Source organism: Microcoleus sp. S28C3 (genome assembly GCF_036700785.1).
Taxonomy (GTDB): domain Bacteria; phylum Cyanobacteriota; class Cyanobacteriia; order Cyanobacteriales; family Microcoleaceae; genus Microcoleus; species Microcoleus asticus.
In genome coordinates, this window is the sequence record NZ_JAUBPO010000023.1 from 16,368 (window position 1) to 36,068 (window position 19,701).

The 19,701-nt window shown below is 45.6% G+C and carries 21 protein-coding genes and 2 pseudogenes; 15 read left to right on the forward strand and 8 right to left on the reverse strand.

The annotated features are described in order from the left end of the window. From QUA13_RS09285 to QUA13_RS09330, 10 genes and pseudogenes are all read left to right on the forward strand, one after another. Positions 1-980: pseudogene (locus QUA13_RS09285) on the forward strand (ATP-binding cassette domain-containing protein); the annotation flags it as partial. 49 nt (positions 981-1,029) lie between these two features. Continuing rightward, a complete protein-coding gene (locus QUA13_RS09290; protein ID WP_333198076.1) occupies positions 1,030-1,821 on the forward strand; it encodes an ABC transporter permease in 792 nt (263 codons plus the stop codon). A gap of 165 nt (positions 1,822-1,986) precedes the next feature. Then, positions 1,987-2,889 (forward strand): Rpn family recombination-promoting nuclease/putative transposase, encoded by a 903-nt coding sequence (locus tag QUA13_RS09295; protein ID WP_333198077.1) that lies wholly within the window; start codon positions 1,987-1,989, stop codon positions 2,887-2,889. 44 nt (positions 2,890-2,933) lie between these two features. Next, positions 2,934-5,030: a Gldg family protein gene (locus tag QUA13_RS09300; protein WP_333198078.1), complete on the forward strand. Its 2,097-nt coding sequence runs from the start codon at positions 2,934-2,936 to the stop codon at positions 5,028-5,030. A 119-nt stretch (positions 5,031-5,149) separates the two neighbouring features. Further along, the gene (locus QUA13_RS09305) at positions 5,150-5,788 is read left to right on the forward strand and encodes a DUF4340 domain-containing protein (protein WP_333188968.1); all 639 of its coding nucleotides are present in this window, start codon (positions 5,150-5,152) and stop codon (positions 5,786-5,788) included. A 255-nt stretch (positions 5,789-6,043) separates the two neighbouring features. Beyond that, a complete protein-coding gene (locus QUA13_RS09310; RefSeq protein WP_333198079.1) occupies positions 6,044-7,174 on the forward strand; it encodes an ABC transporter ATP-binding protein in 1,131 nt (376 codons plus the stop codon). Next, on the forward strand, positions 7,147-7,326 hold the full coding sequence (locus tag QUA13_RS09315; RefSeq protein ID WP_333198080.1) for a hypothetical protein: 180 nt from the start codon (positions 7,147-7,149) through the stop codon (positions 7,324-7,326). The genes QUA13_RS09310 and QUA13_RS09315 overlap by 28 nt, the downstream gene beginning before the upstream one ends. Before the next feature lie 127 nt (positions 7,327-7,453). Continuing rightward, entirely contained in the window at positions 7,454-8,584 is a 1,131-nt protein-coding gene (locus tag QUA13_RS09320; RefSeq protein ID WP_333198081.1) for a spermidine/putrescine ABC transporter substrate-binding protein, read from the forward strand. 144 nt (positions 8,585-8,728) lie between these two features. Then, positions 8,729-9,640 (forward strand): ABC transporter permease, encoded by a 912-nt coding sequence (locus tag QUA13_RS09325; protein WP_333188961.1) that lies wholly within the window; start codon positions 8,729-8,731, stop codon positions 9,638-9,640. Between the two features lie 97 nt (positions 9,641-9,737). Next, a complete protein-coding gene (locus QUA13_RS09330) occupies positions 9,738-10,583 on the forward strand; it encodes an ABC transporter permease (protein WP_333198082.1) in 846 nt (281 codons plus the stop codon). A gap of 121 nt (positions 10,584-10,704) precedes the next feature. On the opposite strand, the gene QUA13_RS09335 is transcribed toward QUA13_RS09330, so the two are convergent. After that, positions 10,705-11,520 carry an acyl-CoA desaturase gene (locus QUA13_RS09335; RefSeq protein WP_172187906.1) on the reverse strand — a complete coding sequence of 272 codons (816 nt, stop codon included), beginning with the start codon at positions 11,518-11,520 and terminating at the stop codon, positions 10,705-10,707. Positions 11,521-11,879: 359 nt separating this feature from the next. After that, the gene (locus QUA13_RS09340; RefSeq protein WP_190745228.1) at positions 11,880-12,692 is read right to left on the reverse strand and encodes an acyl-CoA desaturase; all 813 of its coding nucleotides are present in this window, start codon (positions 12,690-12,692) and stop codon (positions 11,880-11,882) included. Positions 12,693-12,772: 80 nt separating this feature from the next. Between QUA13_RS09340 and QUA13_RS09345 the strand changes: the two genes are divergently transcribed. Continuing rightward, positions 12,773-14,005 carry an aminotransferase class I/II-fold pyridoxal phosphate-dependent enzyme gene (locus QUA13_RS09345; RefSeq protein ID WP_333198083.1) on the forward strand — a complete coding sequence of 411 codons (1,233 nt, stop codon included), beginning with the start codon at positions 12,773-12,775 and terminating at the stop codon, positions 14,003-14,005. Positions 14,006-14,066: 61 nt separating this feature from the next. Here the strand turns inward: QUA13_RS09345 and QUA13_RS09350 are convergent, their stop codons facing one another. Further along, a complete protein-coding gene (locus tag QUA13_RS09350; RefSeq protein ID WP_333198084.1) occupies positions 14,067-14,228 on the reverse strand; it encodes a hypothetical protein in 162 nt (53 codons plus the stop codon). Further along, a complete protein-coding gene (locus tag QUA13_RS09355; RefSeq protein ID WP_333198085.1) occupies positions 14,225-14,857 on the reverse strand; it encodes a Vat family streptogramin A O-acetyltransferase in 633 nt (210 codons plus the stop codon). The genes QUA13_RS09350 and QUA13_RS09355 overlap by 4 nt, the downstream gene beginning before the upstream one ends. A 234-nt stretch (positions 14,858-15,091) precedes the next feature. Here QUA13_RS09355 and QUA13_RS09360 point away from each other — a divergent pair, with 234 nt between their 5' ends. Continuing rightward, a complete protein-coding gene (locus tag QUA13_RS09360; RefSeq protein WP_333188951.1) occupies positions 15,092-15,253 on the forward strand; it encodes a hypothetical protein in 162 nt (53 codons plus the stop codon). A 98-nt stretch (positions 15,254-15,351) separates the two neighbouring features. Here QUA13_RS09360 and QUA13_RS09365 read toward each other — a convergent pair whose 3' ends face one another. Next, positions 15,352-15,846 carry a hypothetical protein gene (locus QUA13_RS09365; protein ID WP_333198086.1) on the reverse strand — a complete coding sequence of 165 codons (495 nt, stop codon included), beginning with the start codon at positions 15,844-15,846 and terminating at the stop codon, positions 15,352-15,354. Between the two features lie 43 nt (positions 15,847-15,889). Here QUA13_RS09365 and QUA13_RS09370 point away from each other — a divergent pair, with 43 nt between their 5' ends. The 3 genes from QUA13_RS09370 to QUA13_RS09380 are packed head-to-tail and all read left to right on the forward strand — an operon-like array spanning position 15,890 to position 16,939. Next, positions 15,890-16,060, forward strand: a complete 171-nt coding sequence (locus QUA13_RS09370; protein WP_333188947.1) for a hypothetical protein — start codon at positions 15,890-15,892, stop codon at positions 16,058-16,060. After that, complete coding sequence (locus QUA13_RS09375; RefSeq protein WP_333198087.1) at positions 16,057-16,518, forward strand: GNAT family N-acetyltransferase; 462 nt, start codon at positions 16,057-16,059, stop codon at positions 16,516-16,518. Before QUA13_RS09370 ends, QUA13_RS09375 begins: the two co-directional genes overlap by 4 nt. A 49-nt stretch (positions 16,519-16,567) precedes the next feature. Further along, positions 16,568-16,939 carry a DUF2237 domain-containing protein gene (locus QUA13_RS09380; protein ID WP_333198088.1) on the forward strand — a complete coding sequence of 124 codons (372 nt, stop codon included), beginning with the start codon at positions 16,568-16,570 and terminating at the stop codon, positions 16,937-16,939. A gap of 119 nt (positions 16,940-17,058) precedes the next feature. Here the strand turns inward: QUA13_RS09380 and QUA13_RS09385 are convergent, their stop codons facing one another. The 3 genes and pseudogenes from QUA13_RS09385 to QUA13_RS09395 form a co-directional block, all read right to left on the reverse strand. Continuing rightward, positions 17,059-18,273: a leucine-rich repeat domain-containing protein gene (locus QUA13_RS09385; RefSeq protein WP_333198089.1), complete on the reverse strand. Its 1,215-nt coding sequence runs from the start codon at positions 18,271-18,273 to the stop codon at positions 17,059-17,061. A gap of 187 nt (positions 18,274-18,460) precedes the next feature. After that, positions 18,461-18,850 (reverse strand): annotated as a pseudogene (locus QUA13_RS09390) (M28 family peptidase); the annotation flags it as partial. A gap of 140 nt (positions 18,851-18,990) precedes the next feature. Beyond that, on the reverse strand, positions 18,991-19,674 hold the full coding sequence (locus QUA13_RS09395; RefSeq protein ID WP_445242692.1) for a M28 family peptidase: 684 nt from the start codon (positions 19,672-19,674) through the stop codon (positions 18,991-18,993). Between the last annotated feature and the right edge of the window lie 27 nt (positions 19,675-19,701).

Genomic DNA, 19,701 nt, shown 5'->3' on the forward strand with positions numbered 1-19,701 from the left:
CTTCTCAACCAGAACCGGTTGTCGAAAATCTGCTCATTGTTGAAACGGTAGAGTGGAGCCAACCTTCTCAACCAGAACCGGTTGTCGAAAATCTGCTCATTGTTGAAACGGTAGAGTGGAGCCAACCTTCTCAACCAGAATTCCAACCAGTTGTCGAAACACAAGAGTCGAGCCAACCTTCTCAACCAGAAGCCGTTGTCGAAAATCTACTCATTGTTGAAATACCAGAGTCGAGCCAACCTTCTCAACCAGAACCGGTTGTCGAAAATCTGCTGATTGTCGAAACACCAGAGTCGAGCCAACCTTTTCAACCAGAACCGGTTGTCGAAAATCTGCTCATTGTTGAAATACCAGAGTCGAGCCAACCTTCTCAACCAGAACCGTTTGTCGAAAATCTACTCATTGTTGAAACGGTAGAGTCGAGCCAACCTTCTCAACCAGAACCGGTTGTCGAAAATCTACTCATTGTCGAAACACCAGAGTCGAGCCAACCTTTTCAACCAGAAGCCGTTGTCGAAAATCTACTCATTGTCGAAACACCAGAGTCGAGCCAACCTTCTCAACCAGAACCGGTTGTCGAAAATCTACTCATTGTCGAAACACCAGAGTCTATCGAGCATTCTCAACCAGAACCGGTTGTCGAAAATCTGCTGATTGTCGAAACACCAGAGTCGAGCCAACCTTTTCAACCAGAAGCCGTTGTCGAAAATCTGCTGATTGTTGAAACGGTAGAGTTGAGCCAACCTTCTCAACCAGAACCGGTTGTCGAAAATCTGCTGATTGTCGAAACACCAGAGTCGAGCCAACCTTCTCAACCAGAATCCCAACCAGTTGTAAAAAATAGGCAACTTAAAAAAAAGCCACAACCGAGTAGCAATTCTCAACCAGAACAGCCACCTGTTACCAAAAAGCGACAAATAGAAAGAAAGCAACAGAATAGCGACGACAGCGAAACACCACCCGCCGAGGACTCAAAATGAACCAATCACCAAGAGCCAATTACCCATTCCCAATTCCTAAAGGTTAGTAATGATTAGTAATATTATCGCCATTTACCGCAAAGAACTACAAAGCTATTTTGCCTCGCCATTAGCCTATGCCATCGCAGCAGTCTTTTGGCTAATTACCGGCTACTTTTTAATAGCCATCCTCCTCGCCCCCGACGGGTTAATCCCCCAAATCGGCCAGCGAGACCAAATGGGAATTACCGAACCCCCCATCGACGTAGCCTACGAATTCCTGCAACTATTTCTGCGAATAATGGGTTCCCTTTCACTGTTCGTACTACCTGCACTCTCAATGGGACTTTACGCAGAAGAACGCAAACGTGGAACCTTAGAACTATTAGCCACATCGCCCTTAACAAACTGGGCAGTTGCTACTGGCAAACTCCTCGGAGTTTTAACATTTTATACCACCATGTTGGTGCCCCTACTGTTCTGCGAGGCGATCGCCCTCAGTTCCTCAACCCCACCCGTACCCCCCGGAGTTCTCCTGCTAGGACACGGCGGCTTAATATTACTAGCAGCAGGAGTATTGTCCCTCGGAATGTTTATTTCCTCCCTCACAGACAGCACAATTTTATCAGCCATCCTCACCTTCGCTCTAGTATTATTTCTGTGGGTGATCGATGCAGCCGCCGTCGCTATCGGTGGCCCCTTCGGAACAGCATTAGGACATTTGTCGCTCTTAACACATTATACCAATCTTGTCAAGGGAGTTTTTGATACCAGCAGTTTAATTATGTTTGCCAGTTACATCATTTTAGGAGTATTTCTGACCGCCCAATCCATCGATGCTTTGCGATATCAGCGTTCTTAAAAACATCAGGGAAGAGTTCGGGTAATCAAGAGGGGAGAGTGGGAAAGTCGGAGAGTCGGAGAGTCGGAGATTAAAGGAGAGGCCAACAATTCCCAATTCCCAATTCCCAATTTCCCATTCCCCATTCCCAATTAATGTTAATTATTCCACTAATTTGTTGAAATAATGAGATTTATCAATCCAAAAATCGACTTTGCGTTCAAAAAAATATTCGGTTCCAGCGACAGCAAAGACATTCTGATTAATTTTTTAAACGCCATTCTTTATGAAGCACAACCAGTCATCGAAGACCTAGAAATAATCAACTCCCAACCAGAACCTCAAACTCTCGCAACCCAAGACACACACCTAGATGTCAAAGCCACAATTAACGGCGGCAGAATCGCCCTAGTTGAAATTCAACTGATCAACGTGCCTTTCTTCGGGAACAGAGTGTTGTACAACGCGGCCAAAAGCTACAGCCAGCAATTAACAGGAAAAGAACGCTACGAAAGACTAAAAACTGTAATTTCATTAAAAATTTCCGACTTTGAAATGTTTGAAAATCAACCCGAATTTATGTCACGGTTTGTTTTTCAAGAAAAAGAGCAACAGTTTGATTGTCCAGATACTGAAATAGAATTAGTATTTATCGAACTGCCAAAATTTAGAAAGGAATTAGCAGAATTAGAAACAACCGCCGACAAATGGATTTACTTTCTCAATAACACCAGCAATCTGGAGACTGTACCAGAAACACTGAGTGCAGTTCCCGAACTTCAGAAAGCTTTGATAATTGCCAACGAGGACAACTTCACTCAGCAAGAATTAAATGAATTGCAGAAGCAAGAAGTGTGGATTCAAGACCAGCAGATTGCCATAGATTTAGCAAGAGAACAGGAGACAAAAAGCGCTCAACTCTCGTTAATATTGCGTCAGCTAGTGCGGCGCTTAGGCACAATACAACCGGAAACAGAAAATTGCATCCGTCAATTAGGCATAGAGGAATTAGAAGCACTAGGAGATGCCGCAATCGATTTCAACCATCCGTCAGATTTAACAGCATGGTTGCAGGCTAATGCGATCTAGAATAACATCCTCGAACCGGAATTTTCTCACTCAATATTTAGATTATGAAAATTAGCAAAACAAATTGGAAATACGTTTTTTTGCTGGGCCCCCTCCTCATCGCAGCGGGGGTAACAGCAGCACTTGTATCTGGAGTATGGGAACCCCTGACAGTCGGTTTAGTTATTGCCGGAGCAGTGACGATCGCACTTTGGCTGCTATATTTGAGTTACGAACAAAGCTTTTGGGGGCAGCGTTCCACGCAAGCCAGCACCAACGCCCTAGTTGCTACCCTCGCCGTATTTGTGATTCTCGGAGTAATTAACTTTATAGCCGTTCGCTATCCCGTCCGCATCGACTTAACCGAAAGCCAACAATTTACTCTCGCCCCGCAGACTCAACAAATACTGCGAAACCTGCAACAAACAGTCAAAGTTTGGGTATTTGACCCCACCCAAAATCCCCAAATTAAAGAACTGCTGCAAAGCTACAAACGCGAGGGTGGCGAAAAGTTCCAATTTGAGTTTGTTGACCCGCTAGCCCAACCGGGAAAAGCGCGAGAATTTAGCATTACCAGCATCGGAGAAGTTTACCTGCAATCAGGGGACAAAAAACAAGTTCTGCAAAAAGGTGGCACTGCTTTTGGTAGCGACCCCAATCAAGGTCTTTCAGAAATCAAACTGACCAATGGCTTAGAAGAAATCCTGAGCACTCGCGTTGCGACAGTTTACTTTTTGCAAGGCAAAGGAGCCCGCCCGCTAAAGGAAGGTCAAGGCGGAATTCAGCAAGCTGAAAAAGCTTTGAAAGATAAATACTACAACGCCCAAACGCTGAATTTGACCGAACGCAAAGAAGTGCCACAAGATGCAGATGCTTTAATCGTTCCGGGGCAGGACAAACCGTTTTCCGATACAGAAATTAAAGCACTAAAAGCTTATCTCGATCGCGGCGGCAGTTTATTGTTAATGGTAGACCCGGCAACTGATACGGGATTGGACAAATTGCTGCAAGAATGGGGCGTAAAACTAGACACCCGTTTGGCCATCGATGCTTCGGGTAGTGGTCAAAGATTTGGCCTCGGCCCTACGGTTCCCACAGTCAGGCGCTACGGCGAACACCCGATTACTCAAAGTTTTGGCACCGGCATTTCATTTTATCCGTTTGCGCGTGCTTTGGAAACCTCGCCCGTAGCAGGGATAGAGGAAAAACCTCTGATTTGGACGAGTCAAGAAAGTTGGGCGGAAAGCGATTTGACGACGAGGAAATTGGAGTTCGATCAAAAGACCGATCGACAAGGCCCGCTATTATTAGGGGTAGCTTTAGTTCGATCGTCCACTGACAGCACTCAGTTAAAGCCCTCACCTTCACCAACACCGGTAACGCCTTCACCCCAAGCATCACCGACAACATCGCCATCACCGACAACATCACCATCACCGACAACATCGCCATCACCGACAACATCACCATCACCGACAACATCGCCATCGCCGACAACTTCACCGACAACATCGCCATCACCGACAACTTCGCCATCACCGACAACATCGCCATCGCCGACAACTTCACCGACAACTTCACCGACAACATCGCCATCACCGACAACTTCACCATCACCGACAACTTCGCCATCACCGACAACTTCGCCAACAGCTTCCCCAATCAGCTATTCGGTGATTGTCTCGCAAGAAGCTACGCCTCCAGCATTACCGACGACTTCGCCAACACCGGCAGCATCTCCCACAGCATCTCCCACAGAATATCCGGAAAGTTCGCCAACACCCACAGCATCTCCCACAGCATCTCCCACACCGACACCAGAAACATCTCCCACAGCATCTCCCGCAGCATCTCCCAGTCCAACAGCTACTCCTTCTACGCCTTCAGCTTCTGGAAAAACATCGCGAATGGTAGTAATTGGCACATCTCAATTTGTGACTAACGGTTGGTTTGACCAACAACTCAATAGCGACGTGTTTCTCAATTCAGTCAGTTGGTTGAGTAAACCAGACCAGCAAAGCTTTTCTATCAGTCCGAAAAAAGCTACCAACCGCCGCATTAACATGACGGCTATTCAAGTAGGATTGCTGGTTTTAGCTTGGCTAGTTTGGCCTTTACTCGGACTGGGAATTGGGGGCGCTATCTGGTGGAAGAGAAGATAAGTTAGTTGACTGTTGACTGTTGACTGTTGACTGTTGTCAGTTGACAGTTGACGGTTGTCAGTTCTTATTAATAACAGACTCCCCAATGCCCAATGCCCCATGCCTAATTCTCAGTTATTATGAAATTGCAGAAAAATACATTAGTATTGATAGCCGTCGCGTTGAGCATGACAGGGTTGGTTGCTTTGTTCGAGATGCAAGTGTCTCCGAAACAGGAAGCCGCGAAGGAAGAAAAACAGAAAATTTTTGCTTTCAAGTCCGATCGCGTACAATTCTTTACAGTCAAAACTCCGGAAAATATATTGACTTTTGAGCGAGTTTATGCAACAAAAGGAGGCAAGTCTAGCTGGGAAATGAAATTGCCAGTGCAAGCACACGCAAGTCAAGCATCGGTGGATTTTTTGCTAGACAGGCTCGCAACAGGAAAGAGCGATCGCACGATTAATATTAGTGCTGCTCAACTGCCAGAATTCGGTCTCGACCAACCCCAAGCTACAGTCACAGTAAAACTGGACAACCAGGAAACTCACCGCCTAGTTTTAGGCAAAACAGACTTTAGCGGCCGCTTCTTGTACGCTCAAGCCAATCCGCCGGAAGCGCCCCCTCAAAATTCCGCCCAAAATTTACCCGTGCTGCTAGTGCCTTTTGACTTTAAAAATGCCGTCCAGCGACCTTTGTCAGAGTGGAAAAAAGCAGAAGTACCCAAAACAGACAAACCGCAAAAACCATCTCCCACCCCAAGTCCTGAGAATAAATAGATGGCCAGTCTATCTGAGAAGTTGCACAATTCTCAATAAGCCTTTTATGAACAGGCAAGATGCCTGTGAAGCGAAGACTGAATTTTCTTGTCGAACAGGCATCTTGCCTGTTGCTGACAATGGTGCGCTCTGGGATAGAATTTAAAGAACAAATCCCAAAACCTGTTACATCCAACATTCCTCACCTAAAATACAGAAAAGTCTTAACTTAAACTGTATTTAAGTAGCGTGCATTACCCCCAGGAAAGGGCGAATATGTTTCAGACAGCACTCAACAAAGGTACGACAGCAACGGATACAGCGCTTGACGTTGAACTCCGCAAGGTCTTTAAGGTATTTAACGGCGAAACCGCAGTCCGCGGAGTAGACTTCAACATCCGCCAAGGAGAATTTTTTAGCATTCTCGGGCCTAGCGGCTGCGGCAAGACTACGACGCTGCGGTTAATCGCTGGGTTCGAGACTCCCTCGGCGGGCGAATTAATGATTCGCGGCCAGTCGATGACCAACACTCCAGCTTACCGCCGTCCGGTAAATACTGTGTTTCAAAGCTACGCTTTGTTCGGACACATGAATGTCTGGGACAATATCGCTTTTGGATTGCGGATAAAAAAGCTGGGGAAAGCGGAAATTGAAGAACGGGTACGGGAAGTTTTGGCATTGGTGAAAATGGAATCTTTCGCCAACAGGTTTCCCGGTCAAATGTCCGGCGGCCAGCAGCAGCGGGTGGCTTTGGCGAGAGCTCTGGTAAATCGACCGGCGGTTCTGCTGCTGGACGAACCTCTCGGTGCTCTGGATTTGAAGTTGCGCAAGCAGATGCAGTTGGAACTGTCGAATTTGCATCAAGAACTCGGTTTGACTTTTGTGATGGTGACTCACGACCAAGAAGAGGCGATGAGTCTGTCTGACCGGATTGCGGTGATGCACGAGGGGAGGATCGAGCAAATTGGCTCTCCTGAAGAAATTTATGAGTGCCCGCAGACGGCTTTTGTGGCGGATTTTATTGGCGATACGAATTTGTTTGCGGGTACGGTAGAATCGATCGACCGATCGACTCTCACAGTTCGCACATCAGCCAATCTCAAAATAATCGTTCAACAGTCGGATATGTGGAGTGGTGTCACAGGCGACTCTGTTGTGGTCAGCGTTCGGCCGGAAAAAGTATATTTGAATCTCTACCAGCCGGAAGTGTCGGTCAACTGTTTTGAAGGGCGGCTCAAAAATACTATGTACATGGGCACGCACGTTCATTACGTGGTTGAGTTGGCGTCGGGCGATAAAATTACTGTGCGCCAGCCAAATACCGGCGGCTCTTTCCCAGATCCCCACACGCCGATTTATGCTTACTGGGGAACTACTGATTGTCTCGCTTTGACCGATCGAGCATAATTACGAAAGAAGTTCGGCAACGAACCCGCGATCGAGATTTAACCGATGTCACGGAGGTCGGGAAGTTCGGCAACGAACAGTGTACGGGATTTAACCGATTTAACGGATGGATGTTGCAGGGAAGTTCGGCAACGAACAGTGTAGGGATTTAACGGATTTAATCGAATTTCCCAATCCCCAATTCCCAATCTAAAATCTAAAATCTAAAATCTAAAATCGAATTTCCCAATCCCCAATTCCCCAATCTAAAATCTAAAATCTAAAATCTAAAATCGAACTGTGCCTCCGACTAACTTACCAATTTCCAGGATTTTTCCGGCTAATTCTACACGCCGTCAGTTCCTAAAAAATTCGGCGGCGACAATTTCCGGGTTAGCTGTTTCTAGTTGCGGCTGGCGGCTTGCAGACGTACAATCTGCTCCTCCCGTCAAAGGTTCTGCCGACCAACTTTTCATCTATACTTGGGCAGGCTATACCGATAACGCTTTGCTCGATCGCTTTGCCCAAAAAACCGGCATTCGCGTAGTGGCCGACGTATTTAGTTCCAACGAAGAGATGCTGGCGAGAGTTCAAGCCGGTGGCGCCCGCGCCTACAGCATCATTTACCCGTCTGACTACATGGTGGTTCAAATGACGGAACTCGGGCTGTTGAGCCCATTAGACCACTCGATTTTGGGCGGGCTCGATCGGCTCAAAAAACAGTTCCAAAACCCTGTCTATGACCCAGGAAACCGCTACAGCGTGCCTTTGAGTTGGGGAACCACAGGCTTGATTTACAACACCGAACAACTTAAAGAAGCTCCTGAAGATTGGAACTATTTGTGGGAACACAAAAAGGAGTTAGCAAAGCGAATGACGCTGGCCAGTGATGTCCGAGAAGTCATGGGCGCTGCGTTGCGGATGCTGGGTTATTCTCTGAATTCTACGAACCAAGAGCAAGTGAAAAAAGCTTACGAAAAGTTGGTGGAACTCAAACCGGCGATCGCATCTTTTACTACTGATGCTTGGCGGCCTCAAATGCTGACGGGGGATTTGAAAGTAGCTATGTGTTATTCTTCTGATGCTAATGAAGTAATTTCAGATAACGATAAATTGAAGTATGTCGTTCCCAAAAGCGGTTCTTCTCTGTGGACTGACACTTTAGTAATTCCTAAAGGTTCTCCCAATCCCGAAGCAGCTTATAAATGGATTAACTTTCTGCTGCAAGGCGATGTCGCTGCTTCTTTAGTAGAGCGGCTCAGTTTTTCAACTCCTTCGGAAGATGCTTTTAGTTTGTTGACGCCGGAAGTCCGTGAAAACGAGATTCTTTTCCCTTCGGAAGATATTTTGAAAAAGTGCGAAGGTGTGGCTCCGGTAGGGAAATTTATGGAAGTGTACGATCGCTATTGGACTCAATTAACCAGCGGCTAATCATCAAACATAGGGCGGGTTTTACACACAATCTCTGATTCTTACCCAATATTTACATAAACCCGCCCCCGTACAGCCGATCGCCTACTATATCCGTATTATATCCGCGTTAATCCGCGGTTAAAAACTCAAAAAAATTGATTTATGGCTGTTTCAACTAGAACTCCCCCTCCTATTCCTCCCAATTCTCCCTTGAAGGCTGAAACTGTTTCCCCGTGGTCGGCGTGGACAGGCCCGCTGGCATTGCTCGGCCCTTCTGGCTTGTTGCTGCTTTTATTATTAGTCATACCAACTCTGGTGATTTTTCAGCTTAGTTTGGTGCCGAATATTAAGCCTGGAGATTTAGTGAATCCTTCGGGAATCGCCAACTACCTGCGAGTGTTTGAGCCGCTGAATTTGCAGGTGATGGGGCGATCGCTCTTTTTCGCAACGGGGACTACTATTCTGTGTTTGCTGCTGGGATTTCCCGTCGCTTACTGGATCGCCCTCAATGTCTCGAAAAAGTGGCGGAATTTAACTTTGTTAGGCTTTGTATTGCCGCTGTGGACTTCTTCGCTGTTGCGATCGTATGCTTGGATTACAATTCTGCGTCCTACGGGGGTTCTCAACTCGCTGCTGGCACTTGTAGGCATTCCTCCTCTAGAATTGCTCAATCAAAGTTCCGCAGTTTTAATCGGCATGGCTTACAGTTATTTGCCTTATATCGTGACAATTCTCTACGCTTCTTTGGAAAAGTTAGACCGCAGGTTGCTAGAAGCATCTCAGGATTTGGGCGCCAATCCAGTGGAAACTTTCTGGAAAGTGACAGTACCTCAGACGATGCCGGGAATTGCTGCGGGTTCTTTGCTAGTATTTATTAGCTGTTTGGGCGATTTTGTCGATCCGGAGTTGCTCGGTGGAGCTTCGAGCATGACGGCGGCTCGTTTAATTTACAATCAGTTTTTGGGGGCAACTCAAAATTGGGGGCTGGGTTCGGCTCTGAGTATGGTACTAATCTTTGCAGTGAGTATCGGAATTGCCCTTTTGCTCAAATATGGCGATCGTAATGCAATTTAGGAGGAAGAAGGAAGAAGGAAGAAGGAAGAAGGAAGAAGGAAGAAAACAATCCTAACCTATTACCAATTACCAATTACCCATTACCGATTACCGAGACATGGAAAATACCACCGAAAATCCACAGGAGGAAATACAAGCCGATATGTACTTAAAACCTAAATTTAAGATTTCTTGGCAGGTGATATTTGCCGTTTTGATGTTTTTTTATATGTACCTGCCCATCCTCGTACTCACCTTTTACAGCTTTAACAAATCGCGTTTTAGCGCCGGCTGGGAAGGATTTACTTTAGATTGGTACGTTAAATTATTTAGCGATACGCGGATCTTAATTGCCCTGAGAAACAGCTTAACAGTGGCTGTTTGTGCAGTTGCAATCTCGGCTGTACTCGGCACTTTAATGGCCGTTGGTTTAGCCCGCTACCGCTTTCCTGGCAAGAATTTATATCAGGGAGTTTCCTACTTGCCGATTATTATTCCAGATATTGCGACCGCGGTTGCTACTCTGGTATTTTTAGCGGCGCTGGCTATTCCTCTGAGTTTGTGGACAATTGTCGCCGCTCACGTTGTGTTTTGTCTGGCTTACATCGCTCTAGCTGTTTCTACTAGATTGGCTGATTTAAACCCGTATTTAGAAGAGGCTGCCTTGGATTTGGGTGCCACGCCTGTTGAAGCCTTTATTCAGGTTTTGCTCCCTCAATTAATACCCGGAATTGTTTCGGGTTGTCTGCTGTCTTTTGTCCTCAGCATGGACGATTTTTTGATTGCGAGTTTTACTGCAGGTAGCGGGACTACAACTCTGCCGATGGAAATTTTTAGCCGGATTCGGACTGGGGTGAAACCGGATATTAATGCTCTCAGCGTGCTGTTGATAGTAGGTTCGGGAGGATTGGCATTTTTAGCGGAATATTTGCGCGGCCGGGGCGAGCAAAAACGGGCTCATTAGTCATTAGTCATTGGTGATTAGTCACCAAAAAACCCGGTTTCGTTAAGAAACCGGGTTTATGAAGCGGTGTGGTGCCAAGTACGAACCCTACAAAAGTTCTGCGTGTAGGACCCAATTGCTGCTACTTGGCTGGTAATTTCACTTTAGTAGCCAAACCTAGTGCTTCCAAAACTTGAATTGTCATCCAAGTGAAGTCAATTTCCCACTTTTCCATCCCGTGACGCGCCGAGTATTGATAAGCATGGTGGTTGTTGTGCCAGCCTTCACCGTAAGTCAGGACAGCCACCCACCAACAGTTAGTAGAACTATCGTTTGTTTCGTAGGTGCGGTAGCCAAATTTGTGAGTGGCGCTGTTAACAAACCAGGTGCAGTGATACACCAAAACTAAGCGTACAAAAATTACCCAGACTACAAACGGCCAGCCTGCGGCTAAGTAAAGCAAAACGCCAAAGACGATTTGCATCGGGAGAAAGTAGTTTTGCAAAAACTGGTAAAACGGGTCGCTCGAAATGTCTTTTGTGCAGCGGGCAATTTCAGCGTGAGCTGGACCTTTATATAGCATCCAGCCGATGTGACTCCACCAAAAACCCTTTTGGGCATTGTGAGGGTCGAGCGCATTTTGGTCAGAGTTGGTGTGGTGCAATCGGTGCAGCCCAACCCAATCAATTATTCCTCCTTGACAGGCAAGGGCTCCGCAAAATGCTAGAAAGTATTCTACGAATTTTGGTGTCTGAAAACTGCGGTGGGTGAGCATACGATGCCATCCCAGAGTTATTCCCAAACCGCCGGTTATCCAGTGCATGAATACTGTTAAACCAACTGCTGTCCAATTGAAGTTACTGGGTAGCAGTGCGAACAAAGCGCCGATATGAAGTCCTGCTAAACTAATAACGTGCTTCCAATTGTATTGGAGTTTTTCTTGCGTTGCAATTGTCATTCTCTTTTTGATTTCTGATGAGATGCCGAGCTAGATTCACGCATAATAGTTGGGGATTGAGCAGTGAACTTTTTTGCTGCACTCTTGCCCAAACTAATAAAGAATCAATGATAGATTTGGGATTAGGATTGAAAAAGATTTACGGTTGTATTTTGAAAATAAAAAATTTGGCTGCCAAACAAATTTTTTTCTTCCCAATTATATTATAACTGATTCTGGTTTTGGTTGGGTCGATCGCACCAGAGGATTCGAGCTTACTTCAACCCAACCTATACCGATCGCAAAAACAGGATTAGTCATTGGTCACGAGCCATTAGTCAAGAACAGATGACCGATCACCAATAACTAATTGCCGATCGCTATTTTTCTGCTAATTTCACTTTGGTTGCCAAACCCAGCGATTGCAGCAGTTGAATTGTCATCCAGGTGAAGTCGATTTCCCACCATTGCAGGCCGTGGCGAGCCGAGTATTGAAAGGCGTGGTGGTTGTTGTGCCAGCCTTCGCCGTAGGTGAGCAGGGCAACCCACCAGCAGTTCGTCGAGCGATCGCCCGACTCGTAGGTGCGGTAGCCGAATTTGTGGGTAGCGCTGTTAACCAGCCAAGTGCAGTGGAACACCACCACGATCCGCATAAACACGCCCCAAACCACGAAAGACCAGCCGCCTAATAAATAAAGCAACACACCGAACACAACTTGGATGGGGATAAAATATGCTTGGAGAAACTTGTATACTGGGTCGTCGCCAATGTCTTTAGTAAAGCGGGGGATTTCAACTCTGATCGGGAGATCCGAGAGCATCCAGCCCATGTGGCTCCACCAGAAGCCTTGATTGGAATCGTGGGGATCTGTTCCGGTGTCGGAATGTATGTGGTGTAACCGATGCATTCCTACCCAGTCGATCGGGCCGCCTTCACACGAAAGAGTACCGCAAATAACTAGAAAATACTCTAGCCATTTCGGTGTTTGAAAACTGCGGTGGGTGACGAGGCGGTGAAATCCGAGAGTAATTCCTAAACCACCTGTTACCCAATGCAGGAATACTGCTAGCCCGACCGCAGACCAGCTAAAATTACCCGGCAGCAAAGCAAATAAAGCACCGATGTGCAGAAAGGCCATAAAGCCTACGACAGGCCAATCAGGAGAAGTTTTTTTGGAAGTTGCAATCGTCATGAATATATTATGTTTACAAACTAGGGGCCGCATCTACGCCATAATGAACAGCGCGCACGCAAAGGGTGAGCGAGGTATAGATGAATAGCGTTTCACGGCTACAGGAAGCAGAACAGGCACTCTTTCAGATTTTTTCTGGTATTGACACTACAGTCAAGCAAAATCTTCAACGAGTCTTAAAAGCTTTTCGCAGCCACCGGGTTGGAGTCCACCATTTTGCAGGGGTTACGGGTTACGGCCACGACGATTTGGGTCGGGAGACTTTGGACGGGGTGTTTGCCGAAGTGGTAGGGGCAGAGGCCGCGGCTGTCCGGGTACAGTTTGTTTCGGGTACTCACGCGATCGCGTGTGCTCTTTTTGGCATCCTGCGTCCTGGTGACGAAATGTTGGCAGTGGCTGGTTCTCCCTACGATACTTTAGAAGAAGTGATCGGCTTGCGGGGGCAAGGTCAAGGTTCACTGCTTGAGTTTGGCATTAGTTACCGTGAGTTGCCTCTAACTCGCGAAGGAAGTTTGGATTGGCAGGCACTGAGCTCTACTATTTCAGCAAAGACTCGCCTGGTTTTTATCCAGCGCTCTTGCGGCTATTCTTGGCGGTCGAGTTTGTCTATTTCTGAGATTGAAAAAATCGTCGCCATAGTCAAACATCAGAATCCTAGCACAATTTGCTTTGTTGATAATTGTTACGGGGAGTTTGTTGATGATTGCGAACCTACTGCTGTGGGTGCGGATCTGATGGCTGGTTCTTTAATCAAAAATCCGGGGGGTACGATCGTCCCTGCTGGAGGCTACGTCGCCGGCAGGGCGGATTTGGTGGAGGCCGCAACTTGTCGCTTGACGGCGCCGGGAATCGGCAGCAGCGGCGGCGCAACTTTTGATTTGAATCGACTGCTGTTTCAGGGTTTATTTATGGCTCCCGGTTTTGTGGGGGAGGCGATGAAGGGAAATCATTTAACGGCTTATATTTTTTATAAGTTGGGTTATCGAGTGAATCCTATGCCTTTGGCTAGAAGACGAGATGTGATTCAGGCGATCGAATTCGGTTCTGCTGATAAATTAGTGGCTTTTTGTAAGGCCGTTCAGCAAAATTCTCCCGTGGGTTCTTATTTAGACCCGATCCCAGCTCCGATGCACGGATATGAAAGTCAGTTGGTGATGGCTGGGGGTACTTTTATTGATGGGAGTACGTCGGAGTTTTCGGCTGACGGGCCTCTGCGGGAGCCTTACGTGGCTTTTTGTCAGGGGGGGACTCATTGGACTCATGTATCGATCGCCCTTGAGGCTGCGATCGAGGGTGTGGGCCCAGCTAAGTAAGTTTGTAGTGAGGACTTCTGTCTTCTCTGTGGCTGATAGTCAATAAGGACTAAAGTCTTTACTACAAAAAATTTTTGTAAAGAATAATCAGACCGACAATAAATCCGATGATTGTTCCGAAGCCGATAATAAAGCCGATCGGCGTGGCATTTCCCTCATCAGCTTTTTCAATTTCTGCCAATTCTGCTAAAGTTAAAACTTTGACATCATCGGGCAAATTCATTCAGCATTGCTGAGTGCTTGAATATCGCTGTTCATAATCACATTTACATGGCGCGTAATTTTGTCAATTTCCCAATCCCACCACCGAATTTCTAATAGTTTGGCAACTTCATCATCGCTAAAACGCTGTTTAATTGGATGTGCGGGGTTTCCACCTACAACGGTGTAAGCGGGAATGTCTTTTACTACAACGGATTTTGCGGCAATAACGGCACCGTCGCCAACTTTTACTCCTGGCATAATCAAGGATTCATAGCCGAGCCACACATCATTGCCAATTACGGTATCGCCTTTACTTGGCAGTTCCATTAATAAATTCATGGCTGTTTCCCAACCTTTTCCAAAGATGGGAAAAGGATAAGTTGAAATGCCGTCTAGTTTATGATTTGCACCGTTCATAATGAATTTGACATTGGTAGCGATCGCGCAAAATTTGCCAATAATTAATCGGTCGTTTCCGTAGTTATAAAGTACATTTTTTTCAAAATTTTCTGGCTCTATTGGATCGTCGTAATATGAGTAATCGCCGACGAGAATGTTGGGGGATTTAATAAAGTTTTTGATGAAGCATACCCGCCGCTGATCGACCATCGGATAAGGTCGGTTTGGATCGGGCCCTATTTCTGTCATAGTTTCAAGCCTTATTCGTTAAGCTGCTGGATTGATGTACTGTTAATTAGAGTTAGATTTGCTTCTGCTTCAATAACATAGAGTAATAAGGTTTGTCAAGGGGTGGGCGAGAAATTTTGGTCGATCGCCCTGCAAGAAATGAGACAAAATGGTAAAAACCAACATCCATCCGTGTTGCGAAACGGTTAAAAATCCCAAATTAATATTAAAGAAGCGATCGCAGTGAGATAATTTATGAGAGTACGAACCTACTTCATCGGTGATACCCAACAAATTGTAAAACTGTTTTACGACACCGTACCATTGCAAGATGCGATAGCCAAATACACAGCCGTGGAACCCCATTCTACTCTGGTGAAAATTGCCCGCGGCTTGGGAATTTGCCTGGGAGATTAACACAGAAGTTACCCAAATTGTACCTTAAAAAAGGTTCGTAGTTGCGCTTGGGCGCTCCGGAGTACCCAAGCGCAACTACAAACCTACTTCTCTAGCAATTACCGCAGCAGCAATGAGGCGATCGCATTCAATAATTCCTGGCATTCGTCCGCAGCTAACAAGTCATCAGAATTACGAACCAGACAGTTATAAATATAATGCGCTGCTTGAATTTGCTCCGGCACTTTGTAGCCTTCCCAAACTTCCTTATTGGGAATAATAAACAGCAAACTTGCTAGCATCTTTTTTTGAAGGATTAGAGAATTAGGGTGAGATTCAAACAGCACCTCGGTTGAACCCGATAAAAATCGGCGGATCTCAAACCCCGTAGAATTTATTTGCTCCTTTAAAGCTTGTAAAAAAATATATTGATAAACTGTAATTAAGCTATAATTTCCTAAGAGAGTCTCAGCGAGTTGCTCTTGAAAAAAATCGATATCTTCACTTTGGCAGTAAAGCATATCTGGCAAAGGCAAAGCCAAAACTTCGGGATGATTGACTCGACCCCAAATGTGGGTGAGAACGTGGTCTCTACTTAAAGTCCGAAAGTCCATACTTTTAGAGCCTGCAGTTAACTTATGAAAAAAAAAGGAAAGATTGAATGATTTTCAACCTAACAGATTAATTTCCCCCACACCTTCCCCTTCCACCTCTTTTAAATTACTTGTAGCTCATTTAGCAGAGTCGGGAAATCACCCGATCGGATTATCTTTGAGAGTGAGGGCGATCGAGGCCTACAATCTAATTAACACCGGAGACTATTTATGAGAGTACGAACCTACTTCATCGGTGATACCCAACAAATTGTAAAACTGTTTTACGACACCGTACACGAAGTAAACATCCGCGATTACACAAAAGCACAAGTAGATGCTTGGGCTCCAGCAGATATCGATATCGAAAGTTGGACTAAAAGTTTAAGCAGTAAATTTACTTTCGTAGCAGAAGAGGGTGATAAAATTTCAGGTTTTGGGGAATTAGAAGCAAGCGGCCATATCGATCGCTTTTACTGTCATCAAGATTTTCAAAGACAAGGAGTTGGTAGGCTAATTTTAAAACAAATTGAGTCAAAAGCCAAAGACTTAGGAATTAACAAGTTGTTTACCGAAGCCAGCATTACAGCTCGACCTTTTTTTGAAAGCCAGGGATTTATTGTGATTAGAAAACAAGAAGTAGAACGCAGAGGACAAAAATTCATCAACTTTTCAATGCAAAAAAATATATAAACAACGAGTTGTGTAAAATTAGATCGAAGAGTTTTACTGAGGAGTTGCGATGGTGACGGAAGCTACAAATGTGCTGGGCGGAAAGTTAGAGAATTGCTGCACTTCGCCAATGACGGGGTATTATCGGGACGGCAAATGCAATACAGGTGGTGGCGACTTTGGGGCTCACACTGTTTGTGCTCAACTGACGGAAGAGTTTTTGCAATTCACCAAGTCGAATCGAAATGATTTGAGCACTCCCGTTCCCGAATTTAACTTTCCCGGTTTGAAACCTGGGGATTGCTGGTGTTTGTGCGCCTCTCGCTGGAAGGAAGCAATGGATGCGGGAGTTGCGCCGCCTGTGCTTTTGGCTGCGACTCACGCCTTGACTTTGGAATACGTTTCTTTGGATGAATTGAAGCAACACGCTGCTGATTTGTAGGAAAATGTTGGTGTGCGATCGCTTTTAGTCAATAAGGGCGATCGGGTTTTTCTGATGAATAGGAAATTTATCCTTCGTAACTCAAATATTTAACTGCGATCGGGCGTCACTGTAAATTTTTATGGTTGAGTTTGTGGTTCCCACTTACAGATAGACTCTGGTTTGAGAGGGCAAGTTTTGGGAGCGATGGGATTTCCGCTGAGGTCGAGAATGCTCAGGTTACTCAAAGATTCCAAGGGTTGGATGTCGCTGATTTTATTGTTGCTGAGGCTGAGAAAAGTCAGGTTAGTCAAGGATTCGAGCGGTTTGATGTCGCCCAGAAGATTTGTATCGAGGAAGAGCCCAGTAAGGTTAGTCAAAGATTCGAGCGGTTTAATGTCGCTGATTTTATTGTTGCTGAGGACGAGAGAAGTCAGGTTAGTCAAGGAGTCGAGCGGTTTAATGTCGCCCAGAAGATTTCCGGTGAGGACGAGAATGCTCAGGTTAGTCAGGGATTGTAGCGGTTTAATGTCGCTGATTTTATTGTCGCTGAGGTCGAGCGCAGTCAGGTTAGTCAAGGATTCGAGCGGTTTAATGTCGCTGATTTTATTGTCGCTGAGGACGAGAGAAGTCAGGTTAGTCAAGGATTCGAGCGGTTTAATGTCGCTGATTTTATTGTCGCTGAGGTCGAGTTGAGGCACGTTAGTCAAAGATTGTAAGGGTTTGATGTCGCTGATTTTATTGTTGTAGAGGAAGATATCTGTCAGGTTAGTCAAAGATTGTAAGGGTTTGATGTCGCCCAGAAGATTGTTGTGGAGTTCGAGCGCAGTCAGGCTAGTCAAGGATTCTAGCGGTTTGATGTCGCTGATTTGATTGTTTCCGAGCGCGAGCGTAGTTAGGTTAGTCAAGGATTGCAAAGGTTTGAGGTCGCTGATTTGATTGTTTCCTAGCGTGAGCCAATTCAGGTTAGTCAAGGATTGCAAAGGTTTGAGGTCGCTGATTTGATTGTTGTGGAGGGAGAGACGATTCAGGTTAGTCAAAGATTGTAAGGGTTTGAGGTCGCTGATTTGATTGTCGTAGAGGTAGAGTTCCGTGAGGGTCAAAAGTTTCTGATTAGCCGCATCGCACTCAGTAGTCTCAGCTTTCTGCAACAGCACCTCAACAGTATGTTTAGCTTCAGGGCTCAAATCAGCTTTTTGGCGACACCAATCGGCAAATGTTCGTCTACTGTTTCCCGATCGCACTTCTGCTGCTTTCGCCGACACTCCATTTCCAGATAATGCTAGGATCGCACAACCAGTAAGTGCGATCGACTTTGGTAACTTCATGTGTTTCTGTGCAACTATAAGTGTCATAATCTTGTACCTCTAATTTTCCCCACTGTCTAAAACAAATACACTGCCTTACCGTGTCCCTGCCAAACATCTATCAAAAACTCTCTGAATCACCTCACTCAGGCAACTTATACTAATTTTTAGGTCGTCATTTTGCATGATATTCTGTGCCGAGCGATGATATTTCCCCGCTGGGTACCCTACGCAACTAATTAATATCAACTCCCACCAAATCTGCCACAACTTTCTCCAATCCAGCTATCACCTTCGCCGTCCGTTCCCAATCAACCTTGTCGGGTGTATCTTGCGCCGTGTGATAGTAAGGATAGCGATAGGGAGCAGTATCTGTCACCATCAGCCCTGGATAACCATGCTGCCAAAAAGACCATTGATCTGACCAACCAACACCAGGAATGCCACCCGGAATTGCTGCACCTTCCGAGGGAAATTCAGCATGGTGGCGGAAAGATGCGATCGCCTCTCTAACCAATTTACTTGAGGATGTATTGCCAATAAATCCGATAAAATTCCCCGACGTAGGATAAAAAAGGTTTAATGGTGCTGGATATTTCTGACTGTTTTTCGCATCTGAGTAATAACAATACTTCGGACAGTTTTATATATTATCGAGTGTCCGAAACCCAGACTGGCTATATGGTGGACTATTATTTCAAGGTTTAAGTCCAGCCCTAAGTTTCCTAAAATGCGTTAAAAATGGCAGGGCTTTCTCTGTAAGGCTTACAGGGCCGTTAAAAAACTGTCCGAAGTATTGTAATAACCAATTGTTTCTAAACTGAGCATCGAAACAATTTTTTCATTACGCTCTCTGCATCTTTTGGCATAAACCAAACTCCCCATATCAGCCGTCCAGAAAAAAGGCGGTTCCTCATTCACAAACTCAACAAAACGCACAGTCTTTTCAGGCTTTTTACCTGCAAACATTCTCGCTAAAGCTAGCACTCCCGCCGCCCCAGTTGCGTTATCATTTGCCCCAGGACTCCCCACCACAGAATCATAATGTGCCCCAATTACAACAATTTCATCTACCTTTTTTCCCCCGGGAATCTCAACTTCTATGTTATAATAAAAATTATCATCAATTTTATATCCTTGTCGTTCAACTTTATAGCCAGCAGTTTGAAATGATGCTTCGAGAAAGTCAGCAGCTTCTACAAGTTTTTGATATTGTATAAAGTTGCGCTCTCCGATTTCACCAGCGAGCTTTTCCACATCGCGCTGTAAAGCATCTCGGAGCGAGATTTCCTGTGCTGTTAAAGGGGGAATTGTCCCGCTGTAGCTTTTCCCTGGCATTGCAATCATACTCAACCATATCCCACTAATCAGGCTAATTAAGATTGTACTAAGGATAGCCAGTCTAGTTAACGTTCCGCGATTCCATAATCCTATTGTTCCCAATTGCATTTGTTTTCTATCTTTTGCTATCCTTGT